Here is a 17,398-nt window from a genome sequence, read left to right on the forward strand (position 1 = left end):
CCATTGATAACGTATTTGTCCCGCATAACAGTCGCCTGCGAACAGATACCGGCGCAAGGCCGGTATGACGCTGAGAGCTGGCATGAACGCAATGTGTTTACTCTCAGCCTTGGCTGGTTTTTAGTTGCGAAGCGCTGACGCTTGGAATGACTCACTACTCACCGCAAACCTGACCCTGTTCACCTGTCATCCTGTGCTCGACACGGGATCTTGCCTCAGACTGCGCCATTGATAACGTATTTTTCCAGCCTTGCCGTCGTCTACAAACAGATACCGGCGTAAGGCCGGTATGACACAGATGAGATGGTTTGAATGCAATGTGTTTTATCTCAGCCCTGGCAGGTGTTTAGTTGCGAAGCGCAGACGCTTGGAATGACTCACAACGCACCGCAAGCCTGACCCTGTTCATCCGTCATCCCGTGCTCGACACGGGATCTGGCTTCAGACGGTTTGATTGATAACGTATTTGTTCAAGCATAACAGTAGACTGCAAGCAGATACCGGCGCAAGGCCGGTATGACACAGATGAGATGGTTTGAATGCAATGTGTTTTATCTCAGCCCTGGCAGGTGTTTAGTTGCGAAGCGCAGACGCTTAGAATGACTCACAACGCACCGCAAACCACACCCTTCTCACCCGTCATCCCGTGCTCGACACGGGATCTGTTTCAGACAGCGCCATTGATAACGTATTTGTCCCGCATAACAGTCGCCTGCGAACAGATACCGGCGCAAGGCCGGTATGACGCTGAGAGCTGGCATGAACGCAATGTGTTTACTCTCAGCCTTGGCTGGTTTTTAGTTGTGAAGCCCAGACGTTTAGAATGTCTCACAATACACCGCAAACCTGACTCTTTTCACCGGTCATCCCGTGCTCGACACGGGCTCTTGTTTCAGGCGACTTCGTTGATGACGTATTGCGTGGTATCACCTTCGCCCTACCTCCCTCCATCTATTGCACGATAGTTGCTACAAAAAGTCACGGTCGCACAGTCAAAGTAACCCCTAAGCCACAATCAAGCGTGATAGGTGTGCCGATAGGCGCTGACTCAGATGTTATCTCGCCGACAGATAAACGCTCAGTGTCCGTGTTTTGCTGATAAGCGCTGCAGGCATAAATGACATACCAATGTGCGCCTTCGTGCCACAGTGCAGAGATAGTCGCCTGAAATGTTCGTTGTCCCACTTCGCCGCTGAATGAAGCCGACCCTTCTGATAACGACTTTATGCCACCTGGCCATTCAACGATCGCTGAAGGGTGTGAAGTACATGCCATTAAAGACAAAATGAGTGGTATCAGCAGGGAATATAGCAGTTTGTTTATCGGCACTATTGGTCTCTTTGTTTGCATAAGTGCCGCTCAAAATAACACAGAAAATCGTGCTTTTCCCGCTCGGAAATAAGGCGGAGTTTACAGCCCAATGTTAAGCAAAAAACACCATGTTAATGGCCTTGAAACGGACTGTTTTATCATCAGTTAGAATAACCATTGCTCAGCCTTCATAGGGCTCTCGTAACCATTCATCACTTTTCCATAAGCGATTTTATCCAATACTTATAATAACTTGCAGGCCATCAAAGCAAAGCAACACAATGGGTGGCCGGATATGGAACAGCAATTTAAAGATCGCAGAGCAGAACTTTTGGTACAAAAAATGCGCCGTACCGAGCGCTTTATGCATCATCAGCGGCTTGAAAAGACAGCGGTGTCATTTGGCGATGAGCAACTGGAATTTATCGAGCATGCAATGGTGGACGGACTGAACGAAGACACCATTCGCACCATTGAATTTCATCGCCGTTGTCTGGCGGCGGGAATAGACAATGGCCGTCATTATTGGTGCTTTAAACAGGGCGAGCAGCTGATTGGCATGTCTGGTTATCACTATCGCCTGTGGGACCCAAAAAGCATCGTCTGGGGTGGCTGGTTTGTTGCTGATCAGGCTGTCTCGCCTCTGATAAAAATGGCCATGCTGCTCGATACCCTGAAGGTCTTGCTGGAAGAAACCAGTTATGAAGAGCTGTACATTGAGGTATTTGCCGACACCGAGCAGTCGAATATTCTTAATATTTATCACTCTTTACAGTTTACCGCGCTGGGCCGTTTTGAAAATTTTTATGGCCCCCAACAGGACATGGTGGTGATGAAGCTGGAGCTGGCTGAGGTGAGAGCATTATGGCTGAACACCACGCGACCACTTGAGCGGGTTCAGTAATATGTTACTGCTATATGTGGAATCCGGCGCTGGCTCACGGGCACTGGCTGAGGCTTTGGCAAGCCGTTTTCGCAAACAAGGCAAAGCGGTTGAGCTGATGTCAGTGTCCGAGTTATTGCCACAGTGGCTGTCTGACTTACTGTTTGGCCAGTATTACCAGTGGTGCATGTCGGGTAAGCAACATCACAGTAAATTGTATGCCAGCCGCTGGTTTTATCCGTTTCTTTACCGATTGTTACCACTGTGGCTGGCACTTAAAGGCAATGACAAGCTGGATGAGGCCAAAGCGGTGATCCGCCGTCACAATCAGGTTGTGGCGTGTAGCTATTATGGCGCTTTTTTTGCCCGTTATTTTGCAAAACAGGCCGGGCACAAGATCGAAGTCAGCGGGGTGCTGGGAGACTATCAAATATCCAACGGCTGGCGAACTGTGCTCACTCAGTTGTTTGTTTCTCATCAGTACAGTCATCCCGTGCTGGACTGGCATCGCGCCAGAGGGACCGAGATATTACCGCTGGGGATCCCCACAGAGGTAACGCCCGACTTAACAGCAACAAATGAGCAAAACAACGCGAACCTGAACATGCTGCTTTGTGGCGGCGGCTGGGGACTGGGGATCTCCCCTGCAACGGTGGCTTTATTACTGGCGCAAAACCCATCAGGCACGGTGACGGTTATTTGCGGTCAGAACGAGGCGTTACAGCAGCAGTTGCAGGCACGTTTTGAACAACAGATTGCTCAGCAACAACTGCGGCTGGCCGGGTTTGTGTCGGATATGCAGCCCTATTATGCCCAGGCCGACATCATCATCACGAAAGCGGGCGGCCTGACTTTAACCGAGGCGGCGCTGGCCAATACCTGCCTGATCATTCATGGCGCTTTACCCGGGCAAGAGCAGCACAATCGCGCGGTGTTTGTGGCGCAGGGCGCCGCGCTCAATGCCCACAGTGACGAGCAGCTCAGAGACTTGATCAGCCGCATTCAGGGATCAAGCACATTGCGCAGCCAAACCAGCATGAGAGCGGCCACATTGGTTAATGCCAATGCATCACAACAGATTTGTCATCATTTACTCGCAAGTAGCAAATAATATTGTAGGAGTCGAATATGTGGACTAAGAAAGCCACGCAACTGGCAGTCAGCGAATTACCGCAGGCGCATCAGAACTTTATGGCCAGAAACCCAGGGTTTACTGCCCACCATCAGGCCAGCACCGAGCGCGTGGCGAACGCCCTCAGACGCTATGCCGCGAGCGGAAAAATTGAAGCCGAGAACATCTGCAAACTGGTAATTAAAATGACCAGCAGCTGCAACTTGCGTTGCGAGCAGTGTTTCCAGTGGCGTGAAACCGGTTTTCACCATGGCCTGGATCCCACGGCCATTCCGTATGAACAGAGCGGTCATCTATTTGATTTTGTTGAGCGTCAGCGCTGCGACATCATATTGACCGGGGGAGAACCCACTTTACACCCTGATTTTCCCAAGTTCCTCAGCCGTCTGGCAGAAGCCGGGTGCTTTATTTATATCTGCACCAATGGCCTGATGATCAAGCGTCACTTTGAGGTGCTGAGTAAGTATCACGATCAGCTGGCCTTTTTGATTTCCATCGACGGACCAAAAGACATCCATGACTCGATCCGGGGCAAAGGTACCTACAACAAAACCATGGCCGGTATTAAGCTGCTGGCAGATGGCAAAAAAGAGGGCAAGCAGTGGCTGATCGGGGTAGAAAACACCATGATGGCCAAAAATCTCGACCGGGCCACTGAGCTGCTGAATGAGTGTGAGCAGGCGGGCGTAGACTGGATGATCTACAACCATCTGTGGGTCGTGGATATGATGGCGCGCAGCGAATACCACCGCTTTTGTGAAGACTATGACACGGTGCCTAATTCTTATACTGGCTTCGATATGGGCGATTTTCGCCCGGATTATATCGAGCAGGTGATAGACACCATAGAAAAACTGCGTGCCTATCCGGCCCAGATCCCCGTATTGTTCGGGCCGGATTATGACGCAGACGAAATTCGTCAGTACTATCGCGGCAAAATGCCGGCACGGCCACATTATCTCAAAATGGGCGTGAAACTGGATGTTGATATCGGCGGCAAACTGGTGATGACCAAGCAGTTCCCTGATCTGGTCTTTGGTAATGTGCTGGATACGCCTATTGAGGAACTCATTGCGTCTGAGCCCTATCAGCGTGCCGCCGAGACCATGCGTCAGAAAAGCCTTAAAGTGCTCAACGCCTGCCCTGATGCACATAACTTTTTGCTGTAGAGGTGTGTATGTTGTCCGTGATTTTGCCGGCTCACAATGAAGCAAAAACATTAGCAATTACCTTGCCGCGATTGGTTGAGCAGTTGCCTTTGGATGCTGAGCTGATCGTGGTCTGTGATTCCTGCTCGGATGCAACTGTACAGGTCGCGAGGGCCTACACTGAGCAAGTATTCACTATCTCAGCAGGCAGTGCCGCTGCAGCGCGTAATTATGGCGCTGCACAGGCTAGTGGCAGCATGCTGTTGTTTCTCGATGCTGATACCGTGTGTAGCGCACAGCTACCAGCGCAGGTTGCTCAGTTTGCAAAACACAGTCACAGCGCTGTGTATGGCACCGCGCCGCTAAAAAGTGACAGCGGCCACTGGCTCGGTCGGTTTGTTGCGGCCGATATCAACCGCTTTAATCGGCGCCATTTGAGCATGGGCGGTAATTGTTTTATATCGGCCGATTTGTTTAAAGTGGTGGGAGGCTTCAACACGGACTTATTGCGTGGTGAAGATACCGACCTGGGCGTGCGCTGTCAGCGTCAGGGCGGTCATTATCAATGGCTTGGGCACTGTCATTTTGTCCACAATGAGCGCAAATTCCGCACCCATGGTTATTTGCGGTACTACGGCTCTTTGTTGCTCGGTGGCGTGTTATGGCAGCTTTCACCTCGTTTGTATGCCCGCAGTCTGGGAGGACAAGCATGATAGAAAAATGCCGAGCCCTGTGGCGGGTGCTGTCGCTCAAACTGGTTTTATTGAGCAGCTTAAGCGCCTGCACCACCATTTTGATCCTGCACACTTTCACTATGGCACTGCAACTGGATAGCAGCAATCCGGCCAATCTGGTTCAGGGGGCTGTGTGGTTCTCTGTGGCATTTGTTGGCTTTGTGGTGGTGCAGCTGGTTTTTCAGCGCAGCGTGATCCGGCTGACCGAAACCACCATTAAGACCGTGCGGCTGGATATTTTGGATGCGGTACGCCAAGCCCGGTTACAGATGATAGAGCAGTTTGGCCAGGAGCGGATCCTCTCGGCGATTGCGTATGATGCCAACACACTTAGCCAGCTGAATCAGTTCGTCGCGCTGAGTGTGGGCCACTTGTTCACCGTGATTGCGGCATTGATATACATGTTTGTGATTGCTCCTTTGGGCGCATTACTGGCGTTGGGGCTGATAGCACTGGCGGTGACGGCCTATTGTTTGCGCTTCGGGCGCATTCATCAGGGGTATGAGCGCGCAAGAGAAGCCGAAAACAGCTTTTTTACTCATCTGCACGACCTGCTGATGGGGATCCGCGAAGTGAAACAAAACGCGCTGCGCAATAACAGTCTGTATGAACAGCACCTGAGCCGCGATGCCACCGCCGTTCAGCACAACAAAATTATGGCCGAATGTCGCTTTGCCCATAATCAGCTGATGCTGATGGCCGCACTTTATCTATTGGCGGCAGTGGCGGTATTTGTCGCGCCGTTGTGGTTTGCCTTATCGCCTCAGCAGAGTATCAGCTTTGTGATCATCACTTTGTTTATGGTGAGCCCGTTTCACAGCAGCATGGAGTTATTTCGGGTGCTCAGCCAGCTACAGGTGTCGCAACACAAGCTGGCCGAAATCAAACAACTGGCCAGCGAGGCCGGGGAGCAGGGCGTTGCGTCATCAGCGGTGTCGTTTACACAGCAGCTGACGCTGCAAAAGCTGATGTTTGAATATGACCAAGGGTTTACGGTCGGGCCCATTAATCTTGAAGTGAACCAGGGCGATATCGTGTTTATCTCCGGCGGCAATGGCTCTGGTAAAACCACCTTTATGCGGTTGCTGAGTGGACTATACGCACCGCAAAGCGGTCAGGTCTGGCTTGATAATCGTCCGCTTGAGGCGGATCAGCTAATCGCTTATCGCCAGCTTTTTGCCGGTATTTCGGCCGACAGTGTGGTCTTTGCAAATCGCTATGGTCAGCCGATGGGCGAGGCGCAAGTCAATCAATGGCTGGACAAACTTGCGCTGAGCGACAAAGTGCAGTTGCGCGACGGTCGCTTTACTAATACCCGATTGTCGACGGGCCAGCTAAAACGCCTGGCCATGGTGCAGGCGCTGATGGAAGAGCGACCCATCCTGGTACTGGATGAGTTTGCCGCCAACATCGACCCGCAAAGCCGTCAGGTGTTTTACCGCCAGTGGTTACCCACACTCAAAGAAATGGGTAAAACCCTGTTCGTGATCACCCATGATGAGGCTTACTTTGATTGTTGTGACAGCCATTACCTGATGCGTGATGGTCAGCTTCACCCTTATCCGGCACAGCCGCTGTCGCTGGTCAAATCCCACTAAGGAGCGTGCGATGAAAGATTATCAGTTAACCTGGCTGGCACAGCGGGTAACCACTCAAACGACGGCAGTCTTAGTGCCCTTTTATAACGAGGCGGGCGATAAAACACACTTTGCCGAGCGCCTGGCTTACTTTGATGGGCTGGCAGCGCGCCATCCTGAGCTGGATATTATCCTGATTGATGATGGCTCTACCGATCAGCCTTTTGCGGCGGATACTGAAAAGCTGACCCATCTTAGCCTCAGCAGGGTAACGCCCAATGGCCAAAAGATAGGGGCGCTTTATACCCAAATCAAAGCTTTGCCGCATCAGTATATTATTTTCACCGACTTTGATACTGAACTTCAGGGTCTGGATAACCTGCCTGAGATACATGGTAAATTGGCAGCAGACTCGGCCTCTATGGGGTGTTATTTCAGCATGCGCCCCACAGAAGGAAATACACCCGCAGTGCAGTTTCAGATGCTGGAATATGCGCTGGAGCGAGCCAGTTATCAGTTCAGCAAGAATGAGGGCAGTGTGCCCATTATGCCCGGTGCGGGCTGCTTGTATAAACGGCCAATCATAGAGGCGCTGCTGTCTCGCCACAGCGGGCTGCGCAGTGGTGAAGACAGAGAAACCTGTTTGCTGGGTCTGGAGCTGGGTTACACCGTGTTTTACGCGCCGCAAATACAAGCGCTGACCCAGCCGCCACAAACCTTCCGTGCTCTGTTGCAGCAGCGCCGTCGCTGGTCGCAGGGGTTTGTCGAAGTGGCGCTGCATAAAGCGGCGTTTTATCGCAATCAGATGGCTGAGAAAACCGTATTAGGATTGCGCCACCGCATCGACATGATCTCTGTGAGCATCTTTTTATTAATGCCGCTGCTGTTGCTGATGGCGTTTTTGATTAGCAGTACTGTCGGCGTGGCGCTGGTGCTGGCGTGGACGGCGCTGGGTTTTGTTGAAACCTTTTGGCTGTACAGTAAAGCCCGCGATGAGTTTCGTACCATTCCAAATCACAAACTTAAGCTGTGTCTTATTCCGTTTGCCCGTGTGCTGCTGGAAGTACCAACCTGGTGGCGGGTGATTGGACGAGTCTGTCTGAACAAATTACAAGGGAAAGGAGCGTGCGCATGAACAAGTACTTTACAGCTCAAACCGGTAACCCGTTTATTGCGGGAAACTATCGCCGGGTGCACAGCCTGGGGATGGATTGCCGGCCTCGTCATTTAACCCGGCAGCTGGAATTAGGCTGTCGGCGTGGGCCTTTTGACTGGATCGGCGGCCGTTCGGTGGCTGACCTTAACCGAGCGCTGCAAACGCGGTGTAAAGAGGTGCTGTTACTTAAGAACCTGGAACCGTATGAGCCTGATTGCAGGGAATACCGCAAGTATGCCGACCGTTCAGCCGGTTTCCTCACTGCCCATGACTTTGCGGTTGAAAACCATGATCTGGTGCGGGAGTACCCGGCATTTCGGGAAAAGTTTGACGGCATTTGCACTCGCTTCTTTTCTGAGCTGGCAGAACTCGACAGTGTGTTGTTCTTTTTGAGTGTGGCCCTGGAAGAAAATGCTGACTGGCAGTTTGAAACACCCAAAGAGATCCTGGCAAACACGCTGACATTAAAAACCACGCTTGAGCAGCTGTGCCCCAACGCCAGGGTTGGCCTGCTGGTGGCGACCTTTCATGACGAGTTGGTTGAGCACAGCCGGCCTGGACTGGCGTTTACCCGTAAGTATACTTTTGATAATAGTGAGCCCTGGATGGAAGGCCAGGAACTCGCACACTGGCGCAATATGCTGGTGGGCGTGAATGGTTATACCGGAGTGACTCCACAGGGGGAGTCAGCATGAATCGAGCCACTGTGGCTAATATGATCGCCAATATTCTGAGCCAGCCCGCTCAGACTGTGGCACTCGAAGGCGATGACTGGACGTGCACCTATGGTGAGCTGAGTCGGCAAGTAATGGGATGTGCTCAGCAGCTGCGCAACTTGGCGGTTCTGCCGGGCGACAGTGTTGCGGTTTATGGTGATGATCCACGTCTAAGTACAGTGGGGATACTCAGCGCGCTATTGCTTGGCTGTCCCTTTGTCTGCCTCGATGTGCATTTCCCGCTTGCGCGTAAGCAACATATGTTGGCACGCAGTCAAGCGCGTGTGTTGCTTTATAGTCAGGAAGATCCGCAACTGGCTGAAACAGGTTGCAAAGTCGACGTGATGCGTTCGTATGAGGCGGTTTTGCCATCGTACGAGGTTTTAACAGGCAGCTGTGATGATGAGCAATGGAAAGTCGCTTATCATGTGTATACCTCTGGCAGCACAGGTCAGCCAAAGGGCATTGCGATTGCTCGGCATAGCCTGGCTGTGCAAGTCCAGGCTGCACGACAACAGTATCAGCTGCTACCGGGCAATCGTGCCTTATGCATTTTATCCAGCTCAACAGATGCCTTTTTGCAACAGTTATTGATGTTTCTGTCTGCCGGGGCATGCGTGTGTTTCACGCGGCGCACTATGCTGGATCCGGCCGAGTTTGCCAAGGTTTGTATTTCTAAAACCATCACTCATATTGATGTACCGCCCAGTTTGCTGGCCAATTTTCTGGCAGACTCACATGCTGCAGACTGGCTGGCGAATATGCATTTGAGTACCGTTATTCTCGGGGGAGAGGAGTTCAGCCATAATATAGTGCGTCACTGGGACAGGCTGAACTTGTTTGAACGCATTGCGTTATACAACGAATATGGACCATCCGAGGCCACTGTGACGTCGTGCTTGCACCGGGTGACCCGGGCCGATTTAAAACGCAGCCGGGTACCCATTGGCAGGCCCTCGGCGGGCAGCATTTTACTGATTGTAGATGAGCACGGCAGACCGGCTAAACAAGGTGAATTACTGATCGGAGGGGAGGGCCTGGCATTAGCATATTTAGCCGAGCCACAAAAAACGGCGCAACAGTTTATTTCCATGGCACGTCTTGGCGGGATGCAACGCTTTTATCGCAGTGGCGATTTGGTACAACGCGATGAGCAGGGGCTGATCACTTATCTCGGTCGGCTGGACAACCAGGTAAACTTGCTGGGTCACCGAATTGAATTGGAAGGGATTGAAGCCGTATTAAATCAGTATCCTGGCATTCACAGCTCGGCCGTACTATGTGTTGACACTCAGCTGATAGCCTTTATAGCCAGTGATCTCACTGATGCGGATACGAGCGTGCTACGCAACATGCTCAGCGAAATGCTGCCTGCCTATATGTTGCCTGCACAGTTTTTTTATTACACTCAGCTGCCGACCACTGCCATTGGTAAAATTGATAAACCAGCGTTAGAGCGAGTAGCCAAACTGAGGCTGGCGCAATGCCAGCCGGTGGCTACATTGCCCGAGCTAATTGCACAAAGTTTGAATGTGCCACCGGCTGAACTCAACTGTGATAAAGGGTATAAGTCACAAGGTGGTGATTCATTGAAGGCATTGATGCTGCAAACCCGTGCCAGACAACATGGCTGGACGGTATCGTTAAGCCAGTTACTCAGTGATGTGCCGCTTTCTCAGTTAGTACCGCCTTGCGCTAATACGACATTAGGCTTTGAGCAAGAATTGCTGAATTATGCTTTACCAAACAAGCTGGCGATGATCCATATCCAGGGGATAGCGCGCTGGCAAGTCTGTACTACGCTGTTCACCCAACAACAGCTGAACGGCGAGAAAGTCCATCAGGCTGCGCGTATTTTACTGCTGAAATATCCCGCTTTGCGGCTGCGTTTTAATCCCAGGCAGATGACGCAGCAGATCAGTAAAGGGGCTTTACACCTCAGCGCAGTGCTGAGCGTTGCCAGCTTTGCAGATTTCCAACATCAAGTCCGGGACGCGTTTCAATCTTGTCTGGATGGGGCTTCATTGCAAGAGCAATTGGTAACCATCGCCAGTTATCGCAGTCGCTATGGCCATATAGTCGCGATAGGGATAAGCCACTTGCTAGTTGATGATATCAGTTTGCAGGTGCTTAGTAGTGACCTGGAGAGCTTGCTTAATGCACCCGAGCGTTTCGACAGGCAAAGAGACTGGGCGCTGCTGCACTGGCAACAGCAATGTCATAATGAGGTCATGGCAGGTCACTTTGACACCGACCTGAGCTACTGGCGGGAAGCGCTAAACACACAAGGCGTATTTTCTCAGGAAGTGGAGCGTAAGCTTGTTGCGTTAAACAACAATAAGCCGATCTATAGTCAGGTGCAGTTAGCCAGCGCACAACAACTCGCCACGCTATTACCGCGTTTAGCCCGTCAGGGCATATCATTACAGGCCGTGTTGTTGGCTGCTCTTGCGCACAGTTACCATCAGTGCAGCGGCGACAACGCTGTGACGGTTGCGCTGGAAAATAATGGCAGACAGCCTTTCACACACAGTGAGTGCGGGGTCACGGTCGAGGTCGGTCAGGCGGTAGGTTGGTTTGCCCACAGCGCGCCGCTACTTTTGCATGCTTGTGAACAAACAGACGAACAGTTTGAACTGACACAAGCCGATTTAACCAGGTACCCTGTGGGTGGGCACAGCTATGGCTGGCTAAGCATGTTTAGCAAGGATCAGGCGTTTAAAACGCTCACCCAAACGCAGCCACCCAGAATCTCCGTAGCCTATGCGGATCAGAGTGCGTTGCCTGAGCAGCAGCTGTTTACTCAACCAAGGTTTGGCCTGAGTGGACAGGACTGGCTGACAGACGAGCAGGTATTTGATTTTGAACAACGCTATCACTGGTTGCAGATCCGCTTTGTTCACACGCAAGATACAGGTCTGGTGGTTGAGCTCAATAGTGATGCCGATCTTGTCAGTGAACTCTGGTTAGATAGTTTATCCGGGTTGATAGCGACAAGCTTTGGATATATCAGCGGCGAGTGACAGACTATTTTTCTCTGGCAACTGGCGGAAAAAGCACCTGATATGTTATAAGCATAGACACCTGTTTCATGAGGTAGGGTAAAAGTGCAATTAGGTCGAGACTACTTAGCGTTCATATTTGTCAGCCTGCTATGTGTAAGTAAATCTAGTTCAGCTAGTACAGCGGCACAAACCTGTGTGCAAACGGTCACGGTCAGTGCCAGCGATAACTGGCCACCCTATTCCTACCGGGTTGGCGATCAATATCACGGGCTGGATATTGAGATCCTTGAACTGGTACTGAAAAACGCCGATTTATGTTGGCGTTACGTGTCATTTCCTTCATCAAGTCGGACGTTTGAAGAATTTAAAAAAGGCAAAGTTGATGTGATTTTTGCCGCCAGTTTTACTCAGGAACGACGACGGTTTTCTGAGTTCAGTGTACCCTATCGGGATGAAGTGATGCAGCTGTTTAGTCACGCAGACAACCCGTTGAGCCCGCAGAATGCACTTACGCCTACCCTGAGCTTTCTGAGCAAATCTATCGTGGCTGTGAATCGTGGTAGCGTGTATGGTGAGGCGTTCTCCCGCATTAGTCAGCAGTGTCCGGACTGTGTGGTTGACATTAACCTGGCCACAGAGCGCTTTGATTTGTTGGTAAAAAAACGCGTTGATTATGCTGTAGAGGATTTATTTACCGGTATTTATTTGATCAATCGTGACCCATATAAATCCCGGGTTAGGGTAAGTCGCTTAACCGTGCATAAAAATCCCGCTCATTATATGATCCGACCTGGCCTGTTCAGTGAAAAGCGTTTGCAGCAGTTTAATCTGGCCATAATACGTAATCAGCCTGCCATTGATGCGCTGATTGATCTGCATTTTCAGCGCTTATTGCTTGTTTCTTCGCAAGCTAAACAGTGAGGTGCTTGTGTGCTGGTCGGCGCATATGATACTCGAACTCGTCTTCATCATAGGTGCTAAAGCCCAGTGAAAAATACAAATGACGCGCTGGGTTATGTTTTAACACTGTTAACGTGAACGGGCAATCCGGGTATTGTGCAAACAGGTACCTGAGAGCTGCACGCCCAAATCCCTGATTTTGGTACTCAGGTGCAATTTGTAATTGCATAATCTCCAGCTGTTTGTTCAACTTCCGAAACTTAAGTGTTCCAACAGTAACATTGTTGATGATCAGCAAATGTGAGCAGGCATAGTCTTCCTCTAACCGACATAAGTGAGCCTCGTCACTGAGAAAAATCCCTTCCCGCTCCAGGTGTTCCACCATAGTGTGCAGACGCAGGTTTAGCAAATAGGGTTTGTCGATATCGCTGGCTTGTTTTAGTTCAATATCCATCGTTTTTTCCTGTTTTCCATCTCTGTGTCGTCAGTCTCCTTGCGGGTGTGCAGCTTAATAGCATGCGCAGACTGACCAAGCTTTGCTTCATCTAATCCCAAAGTCACTGGGGTTGCAAGCGTAAATTATTCACAGAAACAAAACTTTAATGAATTTGCGTATTGAAGATGTAAGTGCACAGATCACGTGTCATCGGTGACACTATTCTTCTCTTAAGCGACTATATTTTGTGCTTTGCAGTTGAATGTCTGGGTGTAAAACCGTACCATAATTGCAAATGATAACGATTAGTATAAATATGAGTTTTATTGCAATTATCCCGCTTTGGCTGGCTGCACTGAGTTTGTACCTCGGCAGTCACCGACAAATCATCATCAATCGCGCAGTACCCAGACCTATAGCTGGGTTCAGTGCTATGTCTTTATTTTTACTTGGTATTGTCACTTTTAGTTTTGATTACCCCTGGGTGTCATCCATGTTGGCGGCACTGGTGATATTTATGTTGAGTTTATTTACGGTGACGATTAGCTCGGGTTACTCCAGAGGGCGTACTTTGTCCATAACTGGCGGAGTGTGCCTGTTTAGTCTGATCTTTGGGGGAGCAAGCTATGTGGCCTAAAACATTATCGGGCTTAATCATTGGCCTGTTGTTATCTGTCTCTGTGGTGCTTAACCTCAATCTGTTGTTGCCTTTCTCAGAGGGAACCCGGCTGTTGATTGGGCTTATTCTGGCGTTTCCTATTTGGGCTGCGGCCCTGGTGTGGGCGTACTCGTTTCCATCGGCCTGGAAGTCCTTCAGGGCGCTGATGTTGGCACTGGCGCCATCCGTTTTACTTAATACTGCCCTGATGGTGCTGAGGTAATTCAGACAATGAACAATCAAACCCTTAAATCACTGACCAACGCCCATGCCTGGATAGGTCTGATCATTTCTACCGTCCTGTTTGTGGTGTTTTTTGCCGGTGCTATCACCTTATTCAAAGATAATATTACCAGCTGGGAGCGGACCCCACTATTGGTCGATGCTGCGCACAATACTGAGCATCCCGCTTTTGATAAGGCGCTGGCAACCATAGAAAAAAATTACCAGGTGGATATGCATGGCGGCATGTTTATGTTTGCCCCGGATCAACATAACCCGTTTATTGAAGCCTGGTTTGAAAGCGAGCTGGCGCAGCCAGATCCTATCACCGGAGAAGATCACCTTCATCAGGCTCTGTTACTGGATGCCATTACGGGTGAAATCGTGGCCAGCAGTGACACTCATAACTATGCACACTTCCTGTACAAGATGCATTATGACCTCGGGCTGGGTCGTGCGGGCCTGTACTTCGTCGGTCTGGTTACCTTATTCTTTTTTGTGGCAATTCTGAGTGGTATCGTGATCCACTGGCGCAAGCTGTTCAGCAAGTTCTTTCAGTATCGAAAAGACGGCAATAAAGATAAATGGCTCGATGCACATAACCTGATAGGTACGATGGGGCTGCCTATGCATCTGATGTATGCATTCACTGGTCTGGTATTCAATTTGGTGATTATTTACCAGATCTCGTATGCGGTGATTTTGTATCAGGGCAACCAGGAAGCCTTGCTGGATGCAGCCGGGTTTGACCAGCCCCACCTGGAAGAAGCCGACAAGCGTATGGCTATGACAGGTGTCGATGATATGTATCGTCGTGCTATGGCCACTATGGGCGATGTCACCATACAGCGGATCGGTATTGAGCACTTTGGTGATGAGAATGCGATTTTGGTGTTCGCGGCAACCAGCAACGAGGATTTTTCTTTGTGGCGTGAAGTGCGTTATCTGATGAGCACGCAGGAGCAGATCTATCTGACCATGGACAATTATGACAATGCCGTACGTGGTGGCTTGTCGACCATTGCCAGTTTGCATTTCGGTGATTTTGCCGGATACGGTATGCGCCTGGCATTTTTCTTGTTTGGCCTGGCAACTGCTTACGTGATCATCACAGGTAATCTGATGTGGATAGCTAAACGCGCTAAACAACGCAATCAAAACCAGCGCAGTCTGCACTTTGTCAGGCGTCTGACTTCTGGCAGTTTTATTGGTGTTGTGGCGGCTACTGCGGCTGGGTTTGCACTGGCGCGCGCGCTTCCGGTTGAATACCTGGGGCGGACTGAGTTTATTGAACGCAGTTTTTACTTAATCTGGATTGTCAGTATTGTGGTCTCGCAACTGATGAGTAACCAAAAGTTGTTCTGTAAAGCACTCCTGAGTGCCAGTGCGGCCTTGTTTGCACTCACAGCAGTCAGTGACTGGACCTTGTACTACAGCACGTCCAGTTTGCTCGATGGGGCTGCGCTGCGTGATGTTTTGCTGGTTGATACTATGTTGCTGTTGCTGGCGGCGATTTGCATGGCCGCAGCCAAACGCGTTTATGCGCAGGAAGTGAAAGTGCAATCAATAGGCTCTGAACCCATAGCTTCTCAGGCATAATCGATAAAATGAAGGCGCTGTAATCAGCGCTTTTTTGTGCCTGAAATCCAGGCATAGTATCGACACTAACTCGATATACCAATCCACATTAATACATAACCAATTGGAGGGATGAAATCTGCCGATCACTATGTCAAAAACTTCTCATTCAGAACAACTAAATAGCAAAATTTTCTGCTAGTTAGCGACCATATTTTCTCGCCTCAAAATAGAGTACTTAATTAAGCAAATTGGTATAAGCAATTTCGTCAGCAACTGGCAAAGGCCGTCGATCTGTTGAGAACACAAAATAGCTGACTTTTTGAGTAAGGCTTTACCAGGTAATCATGCGCACCCATTTCAATGCAGGTTACCCGGGTAGCTTCATAAGCGTCTGCCGATAGCATCACGATTTTTGGTGTGGCTGGTAATCTGAGCTCAGTGAGTTGTTTAAGCACATCATAACCACTCATACCGGGCATATTGATGTCGAGCAACACAATGTCATAGTGTGTGCCGCTCTTGAGTTTGTTGAGGGCTTCGATCCCGTTTTGGGCATTGTCTAACAATACACAGTGGCCTTCCAACATTCGGTTTGCCACAATCAGATTGATGGCATTATCGTCGACCACGAGTACATTACCCAGTTGCACTGTCGACTCGGGATCGTGCGGTTGCTGTTCCGTTGTACTGCGTTGTTGTGATAAATCCTGCTGTGCTGCCAAACCTATGCTGGCCGTAGTGCCTGTGTTTACTTCTGATTGCAGCGAAAACTCGTACCCAAGCATATCACACAACTGTATCACGACATCCAGTCCCAGACCGGTGCTGCCTATTCCTGTGAGATCTGTGTGTCTCTCCTGAGAGTAGGGTTCACACACAGCGGCTATATCTTTTATCCCGACTCCGGTGTCCTGAACGATGAGTTTGCATTGACCATCATGGTAACTGGCATCCAGTGAGACCTTGCCTTGCTTAGTGTATTTTATTGCATTGCTCAGCAGGTTACTGAGGATCTGAGTCAGGCGCACCTTATCAGTTTTACAAAATAATGTCTGACAATCAGCCTGTGCGACTTCTAAGGTCAGCCCCTTTTCTTTTGCCTTACCATCATAGAGCCGTTGAAGGTGCAAAAAGACTTGCTGTAATGAAACGATTTCAAGACTGGTAGTCAGTTTTCCGGCTTCCAGTTTAGTTAGTGTTAAAATGTCATTGAGCAGCGATTGTAGTTGCTCACCACACTCTAAAATAGTGTCTACATCACGCAGAATATCAGGGTCTTGCAGGCTATTTTTTAATGACTCGGCAACGCCTAGCATACCAAACAAGGGGGTGCGAATTTCATGAGACATACGGGCAAAAAAGCGATCCCTGGCACGCAAAGCATCAATGGCTTGTTGCTCGCTTTCCTTCAGTTTAGTGACGTCGGTGTGCGCGCCGAGCATACGTATAGGTTGACCCTGTGCATTTCTGAGGATCATGCCTCTGCAGCGGATCCAGACAGTTGACCCATCGGCATGCTGATAACGAACGATTTGATCGTACGGGTGGGTTGGCTCTTCGGCGTGCTGGTTAAAGTTGTCTATGGCTTTTGCCAGATCGTCCTGATTAATAATCGATTGCCACTCGGATGCTTTGTGTGTTTTGGTGTCGGGATCATAGCCTAAAGTACGCCAGAGCTTATCACTCATCCACTCTTCTTCGGGGTTTTCCAAATCCCAGAACCAGATCCCGTCCAGCGAGGATTCCTGAACAAACTCAAACAGTGCAGGATCACACTTGATCCGCTCGTAAAGCTCCTTTTCTAGTCTGTGCATAAAACCATCAGGAAAAGTTGATTGTGCTATGACTATAGGCTTAGCTCAACAAAAGCAACATATCAAGGCGTGTCAATGATGTGATTTATACATCTACGCCTTGTGTGAGTGCAAAATGATCTGTA

At 50.0% G+C, this 17,398-nt stretch carries 15 protein-coding genes; 12 read left to right on the forward strand and 3 right to left on the reverse strand.

Going from position 1 to position 17,398, the window contains the following annotated elements:
* Positions 1 to 978 precede the first annotated feature (978 nt).
* Positions 979 to 1,329, reverse strand: a complete 351-nt coding sequence (locus tag MHN33_RS16405; protein WP_239399402.1) for a hypothetical protein — start codon at positions 1,327 to 1,329, stop codon at positions 979 to 981.
* A 277-nt stretch (positions 1,330 to 1,606) separates the two neighbouring features.
* Here MHN33_RS16405 and MHN33_RS16410 point away from each other — a divergent pair, with 277 nt between their 5' ends.
* From MHN33_RS16410 to MHN33_RS16450, 9 genes are all read left to right on the forward strand, one after another.
* Positions 1,607 to 2,215 carry a hypothetical protein gene (locus tag MHN33_RS16410; protein ID WP_239399404.1) on the forward strand — a complete coding sequence of 203 codons (609 nt, stop codon included), beginning with the start codon at positions 1,607 to 1,609 and terminating at the stop codon, positions 2,213 to 2,215.
* A 1-nt stretch (position 2,216) separates the two neighbouring features.
* Positions 2,217 to 3,305 (forward strand): glycosyltransferase, encoded by a 1,089-nt coding sequence (locus MHN33_RS16415; RefSeq protein WP_239399406.1) that lies wholly within the window; start codon positions 2,217 to 2,219, stop codon positions 3,303 to 3,305.
* A gap of 17 nt (positions 3,306 to 3,322) precedes the next feature.
* The gene (locus MHN33_RS16420) at positions 3,323 to 4,495 is read left to right on the forward strand and encodes a radical SAM protein (RefSeq protein ID WP_239399408.1); all 1,173 of its coding nucleotides are present in this window, start codon (positions 3,323 to 3,325) and stop codon (positions 4,493 to 4,495) included.
* A gap of 8 nt (positions 4,496 to 4,503) precedes the next feature.
* The gene (locus MHN33_RS16425; RefSeq protein ID WP_239399410.1) at positions 4,504 to 5,187 is read left to right on the forward strand and encodes a glycosyltransferase; all 684 of its coding nucleotides are present in this window, start codon (positions 4,504 to 4,506) and stop codon (positions 5,185 to 5,187) included.
* Entirely contained in the window at positions 5,184 to 6,806 is a 1,623-nt protein-coding gene (locus MHN33_RS16430) for an ATP-binding cassette domain-containing protein (RefSeq protein WP_239399412.1), read from the forward strand. Before MHN33_RS16425 ends, MHN33_RS16430 begins: the two co-directional genes overlap by 4 nt.
* Positions 6,807 to 6,816: 10 nt before the next feature.
* A complete protein-coding gene (locus tag MHN33_RS16435; RefSeq protein WP_239399414.1) occupies positions 6,817 to 7,920 on the forward strand; it encodes a glycosyltransferase family 2 protein in 1,104 nt (367 codons plus the stop codon).
* Positions 7,917 to 8,636: a DUF1796 family putative cysteine peptidase gene (locus tag MHN33_RS16440; protein WP_239399416.1), complete on the forward strand. Its 720-nt coding sequence runs from the start codon at positions 7,917 to 7,919 to the stop codon at positions 8,634 to 8,636. The genes MHN33_RS16435 and MHN33_RS16440 overlap by 4 nt, the downstream gene beginning before the upstream one ends.
* Positions 8,633 to 11,680, forward strand: a complete 3,048-nt coding sequence (locus MHN33_RS16445) for an amino acid adenylation domain-containing protein (RefSeq protein ID WP_239399418.1) — start codon at positions 8,633 to 8,635, stop codon at positions 11,678 to 11,680. The genes MHN33_RS16440 and MHN33_RS16445 overlap by 4 nt, the downstream gene beginning before the upstream one ends.
* 84 nt (positions 11,681 to 11,764) lie before the next feature.
* A complete protein-coding gene (locus MHN33_RS16450) occupies positions 11,765 to 12,583 on the forward strand; it encodes a transporter substrate-binding domain-containing protein (protein WP_239399420.1) in 819 nt (272 codons plus the stop codon).
* On the opposite strand, the gene MHN33_RS16455 is transcribed toward MHN33_RS16450, so the two are convergent.
* Positions 12,573 to 13,016, reverse strand: coding sequence for a GNAT family N-acetyltransferase (locus tag MHN33_RS16455; protein ID WP_239399422.1), 444 nt, complete (start codon positions 13,014 to 13,016; stop codon positions 12,573 to 12,575). The genes MHN33_RS16450 and MHN33_RS16455 overlap by 11 nt on opposite strands.
* Before the next feature lie 298 nt (positions 13,017 to 13,314).
* Between MHN33_RS16455 and MHN33_RS16460 the strand changes: the two genes are divergently transcribed.
* Genes MHN33_RS16460 through MHN33_RS16470 form a run of 3 tightly spaced genes read left to right on the forward strand, consistent with a single transcriptional unit; the run spans position 13,315 to position 15,477 of the window.
* Positions 13,315 to 13,635 carry a hypothetical protein gene (locus tag MHN33_RS16460; protein WP_239399424.1) on the forward strand — a complete coding sequence of 107 codons (321 nt, stop codon included), beginning with the start codon at positions 13,315 to 13,317 and terminating at the stop codon, positions 13,633 to 13,635.
* Positions 13,625 to 13,879 (forward strand): hypothetical protein, encoded by a 255-nt coding sequence (locus MHN33_RS16465; RefSeq protein ID WP_239399426.1) that lies wholly within the window; start codon positions 13,625 to 13,627, stop codon positions 13,877 to 13,879. Before MHN33_RS16460 ends, MHN33_RS16465 begins: the two co-directional genes overlap by 11 nt.
* A gap of 8 nt (positions 13,880 to 13,887) precedes the next feature.
* On the forward strand, positions 13,888 to 15,477 hold the full coding sequence (locus MHN33_RS16470) for a PepSY-associated TM helix domain-containing protein (protein WP_239399428.1): 1,590 nt from the start codon (positions 13,888 to 13,890) through the stop codon (positions 15,475 to 15,477).
* 248 nt (positions 15,478 to 15,725) lie between these two features.
* Here the strand turns inward: MHN33_RS16470 and MHN33_RS16475 are convergent, their stop codons facing one another.
* Positions 15,726 to 17,273 carry a PAS domain-containing hybrid sensor histidine kinase/response regulator gene (locus MHN33_RS16475; protein WP_239399430.1) on the reverse strand — a complete coding sequence of 516 codons (1,548 nt, stop codon included), beginning with the start codon at positions 17,271 to 17,273 and terminating at the stop codon, positions 15,726 to 15,728.
* Positions 17,274 to 17,398: the final 125 nt, after the last annotated feature.

It is taken from the genome of Pseudoalteromonas sp. OOF1S-7, assembly GCF_022347765.1.
Classification (GTDB): domain Bacteria; phylum Pseudomonadota; class Gammaproteobacteria; order Enterobacterales; family Alteromonadaceae; genus Pseudoalteromonas.

Excerpts from the sequence above, each read along its gene's own strand:
- MHN33_RS16415 (WP_239399406.1), top strand. The coding sequence starts at position 2,217 with ATGTTACTGCTATATGTGGAATCCGGCGCTGGCTCACGGGCACTGGCT.
- MHN33_RS16440 (WP_239399416.1), top strand. The coding sequence starts at position 7,917 with ATGAACAAGTACTTTACAGCTCAAACCGGTAACCCGTTTATTGCGGGA.
- MHN33_RS16460 (WP_239399424.1), top strand. The coding sequence starts at position 13,315 with ATGAGTTTTATTGCAATTATCCCGCTTTGGCTGGCTGCACTGAGTTTG.
- MHN33_RS16435 (WP_239399414.1), top strand. The coding sequence starts at position 6,817 with ATGAAAGATTATCAGTTAACCTGGCTGGCACAGCGGGTAACCACTCAA.
- MHN33_RS16410 (WP_239399404.1), top strand. The coding sequence starts at position 1,607 with ATGGAACAGCAATTTAAAGATCGCAGAGCAGAACTTTTGGTACAAAAA.
- MHN33_RS16425 (WP_239399410.1), top strand. The coding sequence starts at position 4,504 with ATGTTGTCCGTGATTTTGCCGGCTCACAATGAAGCAAAAACATTAGCA.
- MHN33_RS16455 (WP_239399422.1), bottom strand. The coding sequence starts at position 13,016 with ATGGATATTGAACTAAAACAAGCCAGCGATATCGACAAACCCTATTTG.
- MHN33_RS16465 (WP_239399426.1), top strand. The coding sequence starts at position 13,625 with ATGTGGCCTAAAACATTATCGGGCTTAATCATTGGCCTGTTGTTATCT.
- MHN33_RS16470 (WP_239399428.1), top strand. The coding sequence starts at position 13,888 with ATGAACAATCAAACCCTTAAATCACTGACCAACGCCCATGCCTGGATA.
- MHN33_RS16430 (WP_239399412.1), top strand. The coding sequence starts at position 5,184 with ATGATAGAAAAATGCCGAGCCCTGTGGCGGGTGCTGTCGCTCAAACTG.
- MHN33_RS16445 (WP_239399418.1), top strand. The coding sequence starts at position 8,633 with ATGAATCGAGCCACTGTGGCTAATATGATCGCCAATATTCTGAGCCAG.
- MHN33_RS16420 (WP_239399408.1), top strand. The coding sequence starts at position 3,323 with ATGTGGACTAAGAAAGCCACGCAACTGGCAGTCAGCGAATTACCGCAG.
- MHN33_RS16475 (WP_239399430.1), bottom strand. The coding sequence starts at position 17,273 with ATGCACAGACTAGAAAAGGAGCTTTACGAGCGGATCAAGTGTGATCCT.